Annotated in this window: 14 protein-coding genes; all 14 read left to right on the forward strand. The window is 52.5% G+C overall.

Annotation, left to right across the window (positions count from 1 at the left end; all coding sequences use genetic code 11):
* Positions 1 to 98 precede the first annotated feature (98 nt).
* Entirely contained in the window at positions 99 to 1,565 is a 1,467-nt protein-coding gene (guaB, locus tag FY034_RS08535) for an IMP dehydrogenase (RefSeq protein ID WP_265555192.1), read from the forward strand.
* Positions 1,566 to 1,578: 13 nt separating this feature from the next.
* Positions 1,579 to 3,132 (forward strand): glutamine-hydrolyzing GMP synthase, encoded by a 1,554-nt coding sequence (gene guaA / locus FY034_RS08540; RefSeq protein ID WP_265549584.1) that lies wholly within the window; start codon positions 1,579 to 1,581, stop codon positions 3,130 to 3,132.
* A 23-nt stretch (positions 3,133 to 3,155) separates the two neighbouring features.
* Positions 3,156 to 5,057, forward strand: a complete 1,902-nt coding sequence (locus FY034_RS08545) for a transglutaminase-like domain-containing protein (protein WP_265549585.1) — start codon at positions 3,156 to 3,158, stop codon at positions 5,055 to 5,057.
* A 124-nt stretch (positions 5,058 to 5,181) separates the two neighbouring features.
* Positions 5,182 to 5,394 carry a c-type cytochrome gene (locus FY034_RS19040; protein WP_416222781.1) on the forward strand — a complete coding sequence of 71 codons (213 nt, stop codon included), beginning with the start codon at positions 5,182 to 5,184 and terminating at the stop codon, positions 5,392 to 5,394.
* A 28-nt stretch (positions 5,395 to 5,422) separates the two neighbouring features.
* The gene (locus tag FY034_RS08550) at positions 5,423 to 5,914 is read left to right on the forward strand and encodes a chemotaxis protein CheX (RefSeq protein ID WP_012469959.1); all 492 of its coding nucleotides are present in this window, start codon (positions 5,423 to 5,425) and stop codon (positions 5,912 to 5,914) included.
* Positions 5,914 to 6,597, forward strand: a complete 684-nt coding sequence (locus FY034_RS08555; RefSeq protein WP_265549592.1) for a YkgJ family cysteine cluster protein — start codon at positions 5,914 to 5,916, stop codon at positions 6,595 to 6,597. The genes FY034_RS08550 and FY034_RS08555 overlap by 1 nt, the downstream gene beginning before the upstream one ends.
* On the forward strand, positions 6,576 to 7,385 hold the full coding sequence (locus tag FY034_RS08560) for a formate/nitrite transporter family protein (RefSeq protein WP_265549594.1): 810 nt from the start codon (positions 6,576 to 6,578) through the stop codon (positions 7,383 to 7,385). The genes FY034_RS08555 and FY034_RS08560 overlap by 22 nt, the downstream gene beginning before the upstream one ends.
* A gap of 45 nt (positions 7,386 to 7,430) precedes the next feature.
* Positions 7,431 to 8,477, forward strand: coding sequence for a flavodoxin-dependent (E)-4-hydroxy-3-methylbut-2-enyl-diphosphate synthase (gene ispG / locus FY034_RS08565; RefSeq protein WP_265549595.1), 1,047 nt, complete (start codon positions 7,431 to 7,433; stop codon positions 8,475 to 8,477).
* 18 nt (positions 8,478 to 8,495) lie between these two features.
* Complete coding sequence (locus tag FY034_RS08570; RefSeq protein WP_265549597.1) at positions 8,496 to 8,879, forward strand: response regulator; 384 nt, start codon at positions 8,496 to 8,498, stop codon at positions 8,877 to 8,879.
* 15 nt (positions 8,880 to 8,894) lie between these two features.
* Positions 8,895 to 10,625 (forward strand): proline--tRNA ligase, encoded by a 1,731-nt coding sequence (locus FY034_RS08575; protein ID WP_265549599.1) that lies wholly within the window; start codon positions 8,895 to 8,897, stop codon positions 10,623 to 10,625.
* Positions 10,622 to 11,932 carry a phenylacetate--CoA ligase family protein gene (locus FY034_RS08580; protein WP_265549601.1) on the forward strand — a complete coding sequence of 437 codons (1,311 nt, stop codon included), beginning with the start codon at positions 10,622 to 10,624 and terminating at the stop codon, positions 11,930 to 11,932. Before FY034_RS08575 ends, FY034_RS08580 begins: the two co-directional genes overlap by 4 nt.
* A 264-nt stretch (positions 11,933 to 12,196) precedes the next feature.
* Entirely contained in the window at positions 12,197 to 13,189 is a 993-nt protein-coding gene (locus FY034_RS08585) for a hypothetical protein (protein ID WP_416222758.1), read from the forward strand.
* Positions 13,190 to 13,365: 176 nt separating this feature from the next.
* Positions 13,366 to 13,584: a translation initiation factor IF-1 gene (infA, locus tag FY034_RS08590; protein ID WP_012469967.1), complete on the forward strand. Its 219-nt coding sequence runs from the start codon at positions 13,366 to 13,368 to the stop codon at positions 13,582 to 13,584.
* A 103-nt stretch (positions 13,585 to 13,687) separates the two neighbouring features.
* Entirely contained in the window at positions 13,688 to 14,251 is a 564-nt protein-coding gene (gene efp / locus FY034_RS08595; protein ID WP_012469968.1) for an elongation factor P, read from the forward strand.

A 14,251-nucleotide genomic window follows, 5' to 3' on the forward strand; every position in this document is an offset into this window, starting at 1 on the left:
GTTTGCTGCCTTCCGATAAAAATAGCGTAGACGTTCTTGACTTCACTGCCGTGCTGTACTAACGTCTGTAAAATTTATCTCCGCGAGGTAGCGAAGCCATGCCGCTCGAAAACCTTCCTGAAGGATTAACGTTTGATGATGTGCTGCTTGTTCCGGCCCACTCTCTTGTCCTGCCCCGTGATGTCAATCTGACCACACGCCTTTCACGCAACATTCCACTCAATATTCCGCTGGTAAGTGCTGCAATGGATACGGTTACCGAATCCCGTGCTGCGATTGCCATGGCCCGTGAAGGCGGGATCGGCATCATCCACAAGAACCTTTCCATTGAAGCCCAGGCCCATGAGGTGGATAAGGTCAAAAAGAGTGAATCCGGTATGATCGTTGACCCGATCACCATGCGCCCCACCCAGAAGATCCGGGAGGCGCTTGAAATGATGTCCCGCTATCGCATCTCAGGGGTTCCGATCACCAAGGCCAATGGCAAGCTGGTGGGAATTCTGACCAACCGTGACCTGCGTTTTGAAACCGATTATGATCTGCCGATTTCTGCCCGTATGACCAAACGCAACCTGGTAACGGTTCCGGTTGGTACCACACTGGAACAGGCCAAGGAACACCTGAAGCATACCAGGGTAGAAAAACTGCTGGTGGTTGATGATGCCCGTTTCCTGAAGGGGCTGATCACCATCAAGGATATTGAGAAGGTTAAAAAGTATCCGAATTCCTGCAAAGACAGCCTGGGACGTCTGCGGGTTGGTGCTGCAGTTGGCCCCACGGCCGAGATGGAGGCCCGTATGGAGGCCCTGATCAAGGCCGGCGTCGATGTGGTGGTTATTGATACTGCCCATGGTCACTCCCAGGGGGTGATTGATGCCGTGATCCGAGCCAAGTCTACTTTCCCGGGTGTCGAGATTATTGCCGGTAATATTGCCACTGCCGAGGCAGCAGCTGCCTTGATCAAGGCTGGCGCAGACGGCATCAAGGTGGGCATCGGGCCCGGCTCCATCTGTACCACCCGGGTTGTAGCCGGGGTGGGGGTGCCGCAGATCACTGCCATTATGGAGTGCTCTCGGGTTGCCCATCAACATGGCGTGCCGGTGATTGCCGATGGCGGGATCAAGTTTTCAGGTGATCTGCCCAAGGCGGTGACGGCCGGCGCCGACGTGATCATGATCGGTTCGCTGTTTGCCGGTACCGAGGAGTCCCCGGGTGATACGGTACTGTATCAGGGGCGTACCTATAAGAGTTACCGTGGTATGGGCTCCATTGGCGCTATGAAAGAAGGCAGCAAGGATCGTTACTTCCAGTCTGATGTGGGGGATGATGTCAAGCTGGTGCCGGAAGGCATTGAAGGGATGGTGCCGTTGCGGGGACCGTTGTCTGCCAATATCCACCAACTGATCGGTGGCCTGCGGTCTGGTATGGGCTACACCGGCTGCGCCACTATCAAGGAGTTGCAGGATAACGGCCGTTTTATCCGCATCACCGGCGCCGGTCTGAAGGAATCCCATGTACATGATGTAACCATTACCAAGGAAGCCCCGAACTACCGGGCAAGCTAAGGATAGATATTTTATGAGTTCTACTGACATTCACAGCCAGAAAATTCTGATTCTTGATTTTGGTTCCCAGGTTACCCAGCTGATTGCCCGCCGCATCCGTGAGCAGTCGGTCTACTGTGAGATTCATCCCTACAATATGGGACTGGAAAAGATCAAAGCCTTTGCCCCCCAGGGGATTATTCTCTCCGGTGGCCCAAGCAGTGTCTATGATGCTGATGCCCCTCATTCCGATGCCGGTGTCTATGAACTGGGGGTGCCGGTGCTGGGGATCTGCTATGGTATGCAGCTGATGACCAGCCAGCTGGGTGGCAAGGTGGAGCGTTCTGATAAGCGTGAATTCGGTCGTGCTGCCATGACAATCGACGACACCACTGATCTCTTTTCCGGCCTGTCCGGCAAGGAAGAGGTTTGGATGTCCCATGGTGACAAGATTGAGCAGATGCCCAAGGGATTCAGTGCCATTGCCCACACTGACAACACCCCGGCAGCAGCCATGAAGGATGAGAAGCACCGCCTCTATGCGGTGCAGTTCCACCCTGAGGTGGTTCACACCCCGAAGGGGGCGGAGATGTTGGGCAACTTTGTCTTTACGGTCTGCGGTTGCCAACCGATCTGGACCATGGCCAACTTTATCGAAACCGAGATTGCCGCCATCCGTGAAAAGGTGGGTAACGGTAAGGTCATCTGCGCCCTGTCCGGCGGGGTGGATTCATCAGTCGTGGCTGTATTGCTGCATAAGGCGATCGGTGACCAGCTGCAGTGTATCTTTGTCAATAACGGACTGCTGCGCAAGGGTGAGGCGGAAAAGGTGGTCAACCTCTTTACCCGTCACTTCAAGATCAATCTTGATTATGTTGATGCATCTTCGCGATTTCTTGATAAACTGAAAGGGATTACTGATCCTGAACAGAAGCGGAAGATTATCGGCAATGAGTTCATTTACCTCTTTGAAGATGAGGCAAAGAAGATCGGGACGGTAGACTGGCTGGCGCAGGGGACTCTCTATCCTGACGTGATTGAGTCGGTTTCCACCAAGGGACCATCGGCAGTGATTAAGAGCCATCATAATGTCGGTGGCCTGCCGGACCGTATGAAAATGAAGCTGATTGAACCGGTGCGGGAATTGTTCAAAGATGAGGTCCGGCTGCTTGGAAAAGAGCTTGGCCTGCCTGATGAGGTCATCCATCGCCAGCCGTTTCCCGGCCCTGGTCTGGCAATCCGCTGTATTGGAGAGATCACGGCAGATCGTCTGGAGATTTTGCGGGAATCGGATGCGATTGTGCTGGATGAAATTCGTAAAGCAGGGCTCTACCGCGAGATATGGCAATCCTTTGCCGTATTGCTGCCTGTTCGCTCCGTTGGTGTCATGGGGGATGCCCGTACCTATGACTACACCATTGCCCTGCGGGCCGTAAACTCGCTGGATGGTATGACCGCCGACTGGGTCAAGCTGCCTTATGAGGTGATGGGCAGCATTTCATCACGGATCATCAATGAGGTCAAAGGGGTTAACCGGGTGGTCTATGATATCAGTCAGAAACCGCCAGCTACCATTGAGTGGGAATAAGAACCCTGCGAGCAGGAGGGGACATGCGTAGATCGTTGCTGACAACCTGTGCTGTTGTTGCCTGTTCTGTTGTTATGATGTCCCTGGTTGCCTCTGCCAAGACCCTGGTGCTTGAAGGCAACCTTGATGGTGCCGTTGACATGCGCCAGTCCATGGAGTTTTCGGTCAACAAAGGCACGGTCTCCAGTTTTTCATTCAAGTTTGCCTTGCCGGCCTCTTTCACGAGCAAGACCGTCAGCCAGGGGGTTGACGGTCTTGATATTGGTCTGTCTCCCCAGCCAACCAGCTCAACTGTTGAGTCTGACCGTTTTGGCAATAAATTCCAACGGGTCAGCTGGAACAACGTGAACCAGGACATCAGGGTTAACCTGAACTATACGGCCAAGGTTCATACGCAGCTGACCTCGCTGGAAAGCAAGACGCCTTTTCCGCTGGGGAGCCTTGCTTCAAGGGAGTCTCTCTATCTGCAACACACCGAGATGGTGCAGGGTGATTCAGAGATCAGGTCCCTGGCCCGTCAGTTGACCAGTGGTGTCAAGAACGAGTATGAGGCCGTATCTGCCATCATTAACTGGGTCACTGACAATATCAAATACACCTTTAACCCGCCCCAGTATGACGCCTCCTATACCCTTTCAACCAGAAGCGGCAACTGCCAAAACTTTGCCCACCTTTCCATTGCCCTGTTGCGTAGCGTGGGAATCCCCGCCCGTATTGTCGGCGGCATAACCCTGAAAGAGGGGTGGAAGGTGCCGATTGATGCAAAAAACTCCATTGTCCAGAGTATGGGGCAGGGAGGGCATGCCTGGCTGGAGGTCTATTTCCCCGACCTGGGCTGGTTACCGTATGACCCGCAACAATCACGACAGTTTACTTCTTCGCGCCATATCAAACAGACCCATGGCCTGGATTCCCGGGATATTAATGACACCTGGAAGGGAGGGCCCTATCTGCCGGCTTACAATGAGCTGATAGAAGGGCGTTACACTACTGACGATATCAAGCTGAAGATGAAGCGCTATGCTAGTGCTCCCCGCCCCTATATCCTGAGTAATGCCGTGATGGCTGGTTCAGCCGGTGTCGTGGATACAGCAGATTCCGGTCGGGATATGCCTCCGGCTGCCAAACCATCACGTCCGGAGCCGAGGACGAATGTTGCATCAGCCAAGCCGACACCTCCTCCGCAAGGATCAGGTGCCGGGCCGGCTGAAACCCGTTTTGTCAGTGATGACGAGGGATCTGATGAGGATCAGCCCAAGCCGGTCAAGCCAAAGCCCCCGGTAAAACCGGTCAAACCGCCAGTCACAGCCAAACCTCCCAAGGTTCATACCAAGCCACCGGTAGCTGTTGTTGAGCCTGGCCATAAAAAGCCACGTCCTGGCACCCTGTTGGCCTTTGGCAACATGGATTTCCCGGCTCTGGTCAATCTGTACAATGTCAAAGGTGATACCGGTACCCGTGTCTTTGAGCGTGAGACCTCAGAGTATGTTACCTCAAAATATATCTTTGCCCAGGCTATCCAGGTCAAAGACCGGATGAACCTTGAGAAAATCTCACTTGCCATGCGTAAGTTCGGTGGTGATGGATCGGTATACATTGATCTGGTCAAGGACAAGGGGGGCAAACCCGACATCATGCAGGGTATCCGCTCCAACCTGCTTGATCTGGAAAAGATAGCCAGAAGACCGGGTTACTACTGGGTAGATTTTTCATTTCCGCCTGATGGAAACAAACCGCAACAGCTTGCTCCGGGCAAGTACTGGATTGTATTTCGCGCCTCAGGCGAGGCGATCATGAACTGGTTCTTTACACCGGGTAAACCGTATAGCGAAGGGGATGATACCCGTTCAACGGCAAAGGGGTTCCAGTGGGAAGATATCCTGAACTACGACTTTGTCTTTAAGGTCAGTGGCAGGGCGGTCTGAGATGCGGGTTGTCCACCTGTTAGCTGCCGGAATCATGCTAGGTATGGCAGGGTGTTCTCAACAGGACAGCAGGTTGGAAACGAGCAAGCCGCAGCGGCCAGCAGATAGACCCCTGTCCAGCCAAATGTTTCAAGAACTGTGCGCTGCCTGCCACGGTAGCCGTGCCAGGGGCGGGGTCGGACCTGATTTAACGGTGTCCCGTTTCAAATATGGTAAAGACAGAGCTTCACTAGAAAAGAGCATTCTGGAGGGGCGTCCGGGCGGGATGCCAGCCTTCAGCGCTTACATAAAGCCGGAAGACGCAGCAGCGTTAGCAGACTATCTGCTTTCCTTATAGTACACACTTTCCAGAGGAGGCACTAATTGTGGCAGGAATCAGCTTTGAAGAGGTAATGTTTACGGTCATGACGGCCACCCAGGATACCTTCAAGTGCTACATGAATATTGAGCTGTATGCAGGCCATGTGGAACGCAAAGTTACGCCTGTTGATTCTGATGTCACCGGCATTATCGGTGTTGCCGGTGACCGGGTCGGTTATATCATTGTCGCAGCGGACCGGGCAACAGCACAGCTGGTGGCACGTGAAATGTTAATGGATGATGAGCCGGATGAAGACTCAATCCGTGATGCCATCGGCGAACTGATCAACAATATCGCTGGTGCGTTCAAGACCAAGTACCACGACCAGTACGGTAATGTGGCCATGGGGTTGCCGCTGGTAGTGTCAGGGCAATTGCGTACGGTCACAGAACCGCCTGAAGAGGGTGCCAGTATGAATGTCCAGTGCAAAGGGGTTACCATTCCCTTTACCAACAAGGACGGCAGTGCCAATCTGAAGGTTATGATCTACATGTAATGGTTGAAACCGTTTCGATTCTGAACCGCTACCAGGAGCTGTTGTCTGAAGTGGACGCCTGGTTTTCGCACTGCAGCCTCGCGGCAGGTACACAGATATCCTGTCAGCGGGGCTGTTCTGCATGTTGCCGTGGCCTGTTTGATATTACGCTGCTAGATGCACGGCTGTTACGGCAGGGGTTTGACGGTCTCCCCGCAGAAGTGAAACAACAGGTGCTACTGCGTGCACAGCAGAGTATTGCCGGTATCCGTACATTCTGGCCTGATTTTGATCAGCCGTACCTGTTTAATGACTACCCGGAAGAAGAGTGGGATCTGGTCATGCCTGAAGAGGATGAGACGCCGTGTCCTCTGTTGGGACAGGACGGACTCTGTCTGGTCTATGAATACCGTCCCATGACCTGCAGGTTAAACGGTATACCGATGGTGGATAGCAGTGGCGAGGTGTTGTTTGACGAATGGTGCAGCCTCAATTTCGCAGCTGTAGATCCTCTCCAGATGCAGGAACTGCGTTTTCACTTTAATGATATTTTTACCCAGGAACAGCTGTTGTTCAGGGAGTTTACCAGGCGTTTGTTTGGTACGGCGTTGAATGAGCTGGATACCGTTATCCCTGCTGCAGTGTTGATCGATTTTGCTGACGTACGCCTACCGGAGCAGGTATGGAAACAAAGAACTACCTGACACCTACTGAGACCATCAGTGCCATTGTACTGAGTGGTAAGCGGGTCATGACCCAGTGTCGGCGCCGCACGTTTTTGTTGTCGTTGCTGGCAGGTTTCTATATCGCCTTTGGGGCACAGCTTTCCACCGTGGTTATGCATGATGCTGCCGCATTTGTAGGTCTTGGTTTAGCCCGGCTCGCAACCGGTATTGTCTTCTCTTTTGGTCTGATGCTGGTGGTAGTCTGCGGAGCTGAGTTGTTTACCGGCAACAGCCTGCTGGTTTCTTCGGCCCTGGATGGTGAGATTTCCTGGATCAAGCTGATCGAAAACTGGTCAATTGTCCTGTTCGGCAATCTCCTGGGAGCCCTGTTTATGGCCTGGTTGCTGTATGAATCACGGCTCTGGCAGAGCGGCACCGTTGCACAACAGGTTGTTGCTACAGCGGTTGCCAAAAGCCAGCTTTCGTTCTGGGTTGCGTTTGTACGGGGTATCCTCTGTAACTGGTTGGTCTGTCTGGCTGTTTTTATGGCAACCGCAGCACGGGATATCTCCGGTAAGCTCTTGTCCTGTCTGGTGCCGATCACCGCCTTTGTTGCCAGCGGCTTTGAACACTCGGTTGCCAATATGTACTTTATCCCTGCAGGTTTACTGCTTAAGTCCGGTTTGGGGATCCCGGAACCCGGGCTGACCTGGGGGGCATTCCTGTTTGGTAATATCCTGCCGGTAACCCTGGGTAATTTGGTGGGTGGTGTCCTGTTTGTTGCCTGTGCCTACTCGTATGTACATTTGCCCCTGAACCGCCACTAGGCACTCCTTGCAATTCCCCGGTTGTTCCGCTAGTATTCCACGACTATGAAAACACTTACCAGACAACTGCATGTAGGCCCGGTGGCAGTTGGTGGAGGCGCTCCCTGCGCTGTCCAGTCCATGTGTTCCACCGACACCCGTGATATCAAGGCAACCCTGGCGCAGATTCAGGCTTTGAACACAGTGGGCTGCGAAATTGTCCGTTGTGCCGTGCCTGACGCCGATGCTGCGGATGCCCTGGCTGCCATCAAGGCCCAAAGCCCGATCCCGGTGATTGCCGATATTCACTTCGATTACAAGCTGGCCCTGCGGGTGCTGGAGGGGGGCATCGATGGCCTGCGCCTCAACCCGGGTAACATCGGTGAGCATTGGAAGGTTGCCGAGGTGGTGAAATCTGCGGCAGAGCGCAAGGTGCCAATCAGGATCGGTGTCAATGCCGGCTCACTTGAAAAGCATCTGCTCGAAAAATACGGCCATCCGACCGCTGAGGCAATGGTTGAATCCGCCATGGGGCACATCCGTATTCTTGAGGAACTGAACTATCAGGAGATCAAAGTTTCCCTCAAGGCCTCTGATGTACCCAAGACTGTCGAGGCATATCGTCTGCTGTCAAGTCAGGTCAACTATCCGCTCCATATCGGCATTACCGAGGCAGGTACTATCTTCTCAGGGACCATTAAATCTTCTGTCGGACTTGGCATTCTGCTACATGCTGGAATCGGTGATACCTTGCGGGTTTCCTTGACTGGTGATCCGGTGGATGAAGTACGGGTAGGGTATGAGATACTTAAATCACTGGGGTTACGTCAGCGGGGGGTCAATTTTGTTTCCTGCCCCACCTGTGGCCGCTGCCAAATCAACCTGATCCGCGTTGCAGAAGAGGTGGAAAAACGTCTGCAATCTGTTGACAAGCAGATCACTGTGGCAGTGATGGGATGTGCCGTTAATGGACCGGGTGAAGCCCGCGAGGCTGATGTGGGTGTGGCTGGTGGCAAAGGGGAGGGGCTGATCTTCCGCAAGGGAGAGGTGGTCCGTAAGGTCAGTGAGGCGGAACTGGCTGATGCCTTGCTGGAAGAGATCAATAACCTGTAAGCAGGCAGGGAGGCGACTATGCGAAGCTTGATCGTTGATGATGATGATATTGGCCGCCTGATGCTGGCGACCTTTCTGGAGGATTTCGGCCCCTGCGATCAGGCGGAAAACGGCCAGCAGGCCCTTGATCTGATTGATGGTGCCACTGCAGAAGGCAGCCCCTATAACCTGATCTGCCTTGATATTGTCATGCCGGTTATGGATGGTACCACGGCCTTGCGTGGTATTCGGGAACGCGATCAGAAGCAGGGTGGCCGTACCAAGGTGTTCATGATCTCTGCCTGCAGTTCTCCCGAGGATATCCAGGATGCTTTTTTTGAAGGCGATTGCGATGACTATGTGGTAAAGCCGTTTCAACGCGAAGCAGTCACCCAGATGCTGCAGCGTCATAAATTGATCTAAGGTGGTTTAATTGTAATGCGTTATACACAATTTTTTATCCCAACACTTAAAGAAACTCCGTCCGATGCCGAGGTAATCTCACACCAGTTGATGATGCGTTCCGGCATGATCCGTAAGATTGCCGCCGGTATCTATACTTATATGCCGCTGGGGCTGCGTTCGATCCGCAAATTCGAACAGATTGTACGTGAAGAGATGAACCGCGCCGGTGCCATAGAGTTGCTGATGCCCGGTGTACAACCTGCCGAGCTCTGGATCGAGTCAAAGCGTTGGGCTCAGTATGGCAAGGAGTTGCTGCGTTTCAAGGACCGCAAGGATAACGAGTTCTGCATGGGGCCGACCCATGAAGAGGTAATCACAGATATTGCCCGGCGTGAAGTCAAGAGTTACCGCCAGATGCCGGTCAATTTCTACCAGATTCAGACCAAATTCCGTGACGAGATCCGTCCGCGCTTCGGCCTGATGCGTGGGCGGGAGTTTATCATGAAGGATGCCTATTCCTTTGATGTTGACTCCTCTGCAGCAGATCTCTCCTATGACAAGATGTATCAGGCCTATAATCGCATCTTTGAACGCTGCGGTCTCAACTTCAGGGCTGTGGAGGCTGATACCGGCTCGATTGGCGGCTCGGCATCCCATGAGTTCATGGTGCTGGCCTCTTCAGGCGAAGATGCCATAGTGTCCTGCAATGCCTGCCGCTATGCTGCCAATGTGGAAAAGGCTGAAGGGATCAAGCAGCAACAGGGTGGGGCAGGGCAGCAGGCGCTGACTAAGGTCCATACCCCTGACAAAAAGACTATTGCTGAAGTGGCCGAATTTTTGGGGCTTCCCCAGTCAGGTACTGTCAAGGCGCTGGTGCTGTCCAACGGTGAAGGACAGTTTGTGATGGCTCTGGTACGGGGTGACCATGAGCTGAATGAGCTAAAGCTGAAGAACTGCCTGGGCTGGGACGAGATCCAGATGGCCACTGACGATGAAATTCTGCGTTTCACCGGCTCACCTCCCGGCTTCCTGGGACCTCTGGGATTAAAAGAAGGGCTGCAGGTGGTGGCAGATTACGCCATAGCAGCCATGGCAGATTTTGTGATCGGTGCCAATGAAACCGATCAACATTACACCGGTGCCAACACCGGCCGTGATTTTCAGGTCAGCCAGATTGCCGATATCCGCCTGATCGGTGCCGGTGATCCCTGCCCACGTTGTTCGGGTGGCACCCTGGAGGTCTGGCGCGGGATTGAAGTCGGTCACGTCTTCAAGCTGGGTACCAAGTATTCAAGCAGTATGAATGCGACCTACCTTGATAAAGACGGCAAGGAGCAGATCATCTTTATGGGCTGCTACGGCATCGGTATCGGACGTACGGTGGCAGCATCCATTGAACAAAACCACGATGACAACGGTGTGATCTGGCCGTTACCATTGGCTCCGTTTCACTGCTCGGTGGTGGCGATCAATGCTCAGAAGGATGAGGCCGTTATGGCTGCAGCTCAGGATATCCATGATCGCCTGGAGGCTGCCGGTGTTGAGGTGCTGCTGGATGACCGTGACGAGCGGCCCGGTGTCAAGTTTAAGGATCATGATCTGATCGGCATTCCGCTCAGGATTGTGGTGGGTGGGAAAAACCTGGCTGAAGGCAACGTGGAGTTCAAACAGCGTGCAGGTGGTGAGATGCAGCTTCTGGCACCAGAGCAGGCAATTGAAGCGGTGATTGCCAAGGTCAGGGAGTCCTGCGGAGGTGGCCGATGAGCAGTGCTGCTATCTGGGATACCCAGCATGAATGCATGCCACGTGAGGAGTTGGAGCAGCTCCAGCTTGAGCGCCTGCAGGCCACCCTTAACCGGGTGTACAAAAACGTCCGTTGTTACCAGAATAAGTTTAATCAGTTGGGGATCGTACCGGAAGATATCACCTCGCTGGCTGACCTTTCCCGCCTGCCATTTACCACCAAGGAAGATCTGCGTCTGAACTATCCCTACGGTATGTTCGCAGTGCCGTTGCGAGAAGTGGTAAGGATTCATTCGTCATCTGGTACCACCGGCAAACCAACAGTGGTTGGCTATACCAAGCATGACCTGAAAACCTGGTCAAACCTGGTGGCCCGTTTTATGACTGCTGCCGGTGTAACCCCCGATGATGTGGTCCAGATTGCCTTTGGGTACGGCCTGTTCACCGGTGCCTTTGGTCTGCACTATGGTACTGAAGCCATTGGTGCCGCGGTAATACCGATGGGTGGGGGCAACACTGAAAAGCAGATCATGATCATGCAGGACTACCGGACGACCGCCCTGGTGGGGACGCCCAGCTATGCCTTGACCATTGCAGATCGACTGGAGAAAATGGGGCTTGACCCCAAGTCACTTTCACTAAAGGTTGGTCTGTTTGGTGGTGAACCCTGGTCTGAGGCGATGCGGACTGAGATCGAGCAACGCCTGCAGATCAGTGCCACTGATAACTATGGTCTGTCTGAGGTAATCGGGCCTGGAGTGGCCGGCGAATGTCAACACAAGTGCGGCATGCACATTGCTGAAGATGCCTTTATTGCTGAAATCATTGATCCTGAAACTGGCGCAGTATTGCCGCCCGGAAGCGTGGGGGAACTGGTGCTGACCAGTCTGACCAAAGAGGCCTTCCCGATGATTCGCTACCGTACCCGTGATATCACCAGCCTGGTCTATGAACCTTGTGCCTGTGGCAGGACCCTGGCACGGATGAAGAAAACCATGGGACGCAGTGATGATATGTTGATCATCAAGGGGGTTAATGTTTTCCCGTCGCAGATCGAAGAGGTGCTGTTTGCCATTGAAGGGTGCGAACCCCATTATCAATTGATTGTGCAGCGTACCGGTACCACTGATACCCTTGAAATAAATATCGAGGTCACCGAGCATATCTTTTTTGATGAAATGAAGAAGCAGCGGGCCTTTTTAGAGTCTGTGGAACGCAGGATTCACTCCGTTCTGGGTGTCGGTGCTACTGTTAAACTGGTTGAGCCGAATAGTATTCCGCGCCATGAGGGTAAGGCTCAGCGGGTTATTGATAAGCGGAGTTTGTAGACGTTCAGAGGTATTGCCTTTTTTAAATGGTTTGTGCTATTACAATGCACACTATATCAGGTCAGCCGCAGTGCTTCCGGTACTGCGGCTTTTCTATGTAAATTTAACGTGTTGGAGTTATTTGCTGTGCCGTATATCCATTTTCTAGCGCCCATGAAGCTGAAGCATTCGTTATTGTTCCTGTTGTTATTGATCCCAATTTCATTCACTGCCTGTCAGGACAACCGCAAACCCGCCGTTGTTGCTGCACCTGCAGCAAAAAATGTGCAGACTGCGTCCAGTAGCAGTGCCGGTACCAGTCAGCTACAACCCAAAGGGTTTGCGCAGCATAGCAGTACGATTGGTTCTGAGCTTCCTACCCAGAGCCAGATCAGCTCCGCCCGGGCTGCCAAACTTAAATACAATGCCGGTGAAGATCCTGAATTTGCACGTCGCAAAGGTTGGCCCAAAAAGTATCCAACGCCGCTACAGGGGGCGATTGTACCGCAAAAACGGATTGTGGCCTATTACGGTAATCCGCTTTCAAAGCGAATGGGTGCCCTAGGTGAATTCCCCAAGGACGAGATGATCAAGCGATTAAAGCTTGAGGTTGCCAAGTGGGAAAAGGCTGATCCGGGAGTTCCGGTCCAGCCTGCACTGCACCTGATCGCTGTGGTTGCTCAAGGCGCTCCAGGCAAGGCCGGCAAATACCGGCTTGTCATGACCAATGATCTGATCAATCAGGTCTATGGTTGGGCCAAAGAGGCCGGTGCGCTCCTGTTCATTGACATTCAGACCGGTCATGATGATATTCGTGCAATTCTGCCACAATTTGAATGGATCCTGAAATATCCGGATGTCCATTTGGGCATAGACCCGGAATTCAATCTGATCTCAAGCAAAGTAAAGCCCGGTAAGAAGATTGGAACCTATGATGCTGCTGATATCAACTATGCCAGTAACTATCTGAAGGAGCTGGTGCAGAAATACAAACTGCCTCCCAAGGTGTTTACGGTGCATCGTTTTACCCGCAACGGGGTAACCAATGCTGATAAGATCATACTTCGTCGCGAAGTGCAGATTATCATGCATATGGATGGTTGGGGTGCTCCCTGGTTAAAGCGCGACTCCTACAAAGATTATATTGTGGCGGAGCCGGTACAGTTTACAGGCTTCAAACTGTTCTACCACAATGACACCAAGAAAGGGGATCCGCTGATGACCCCCCAGGAAGTGTTGAAGCTGAACCCCAAGCCGATGTATATTCAGTATCAGTAATATCAGGTAGATATCTGCATACGGAGATATTGCGCATACTTTACATAATATAGCTTATGGGTGTTTTGCTTGTGGCATGAGTCAAGGCTGGTTTTATATAAGACTTGCAAATCACACAGAATACCGGTAGTGTAACGCCGCACTTAAGAAGAGCACACAAAGGAGCAACCAGCTGCATGAGCAAAGAAGAAGCGATTGAGGTTGAAGGTACGGTTATTGAGCCGTTGCCAAATGCGATGTTCCGGGTCAAGCTTGAAAACGATCATATTGTACTGGCTCATATTTCCGGCAAGATGCGTAAATATTTCATCAAGATTCTGCCTGGCGATAAGGTGACGGTTGAGCTTTCCCCCTACGATCTTACTCGTGGACGGATTACCTACCGAGCAAAATAGAACCCTTTTCACACCAAACACAACAACATGACTCATGTATACTGCCGGTGCAGTGCATGAGTTTTATGTTGTTTATCTATCTAGTACATAACAAGGAGCCGCTATGCTGTCTGTTGCAGATTTAAAAAAAGGAACCAAGCTTATTCTTGATGGTGATCCCTATGTGGTGACGGCCTTTGACTTTGTCAAACCAGGTAAAGGACAAGCACTGTATAAATGTAAAATGAAGAACATGATCAGTGGATCGACACTTGATCGTACCTACCGTTCCGGTGAAAGCTTTGAGCCTGCCGGTATGGATGAACGGGATATGGAATATCTGTATAAGGAAGGCACCCACTACACGTTCATGGATCAGCAGAGCTATGAACAGGTAGTTATGGAAGAGGATGCTGTGGGTGACGCAAAGAACTTCCTGCTGGAGAACACCAAGGTGGCAGTACTTTTGTTTGGGGACAAGCCGATTGGGGTGACCCTGCCCAACTTCATAAATCTGCGGGTTACTCAGACAGACCCCTGGTTAAAGGGTGATACCTCAGGTAGCGATTCCAAGCCTGCCACGGTTGAGACAGGCTATGTATTGCGTGTGCCGCCATTTATTGAAGAAGGTGAGCTGATCGTGATCGACACGCGTACCGGCGAATATTCTACCCGGGTTAAAGGATAA

Origin of the sequence: Trichlorobacter lovleyi, assembly GCF_015239775.1 — a bacterium.
Lineage (GTDB): Bacteria > Desulfobacterota > Desulfuromonadia > Geobacterales > Pseudopelobacteraceae > Trichlorobacter > Trichlorobacter lovleyi_B.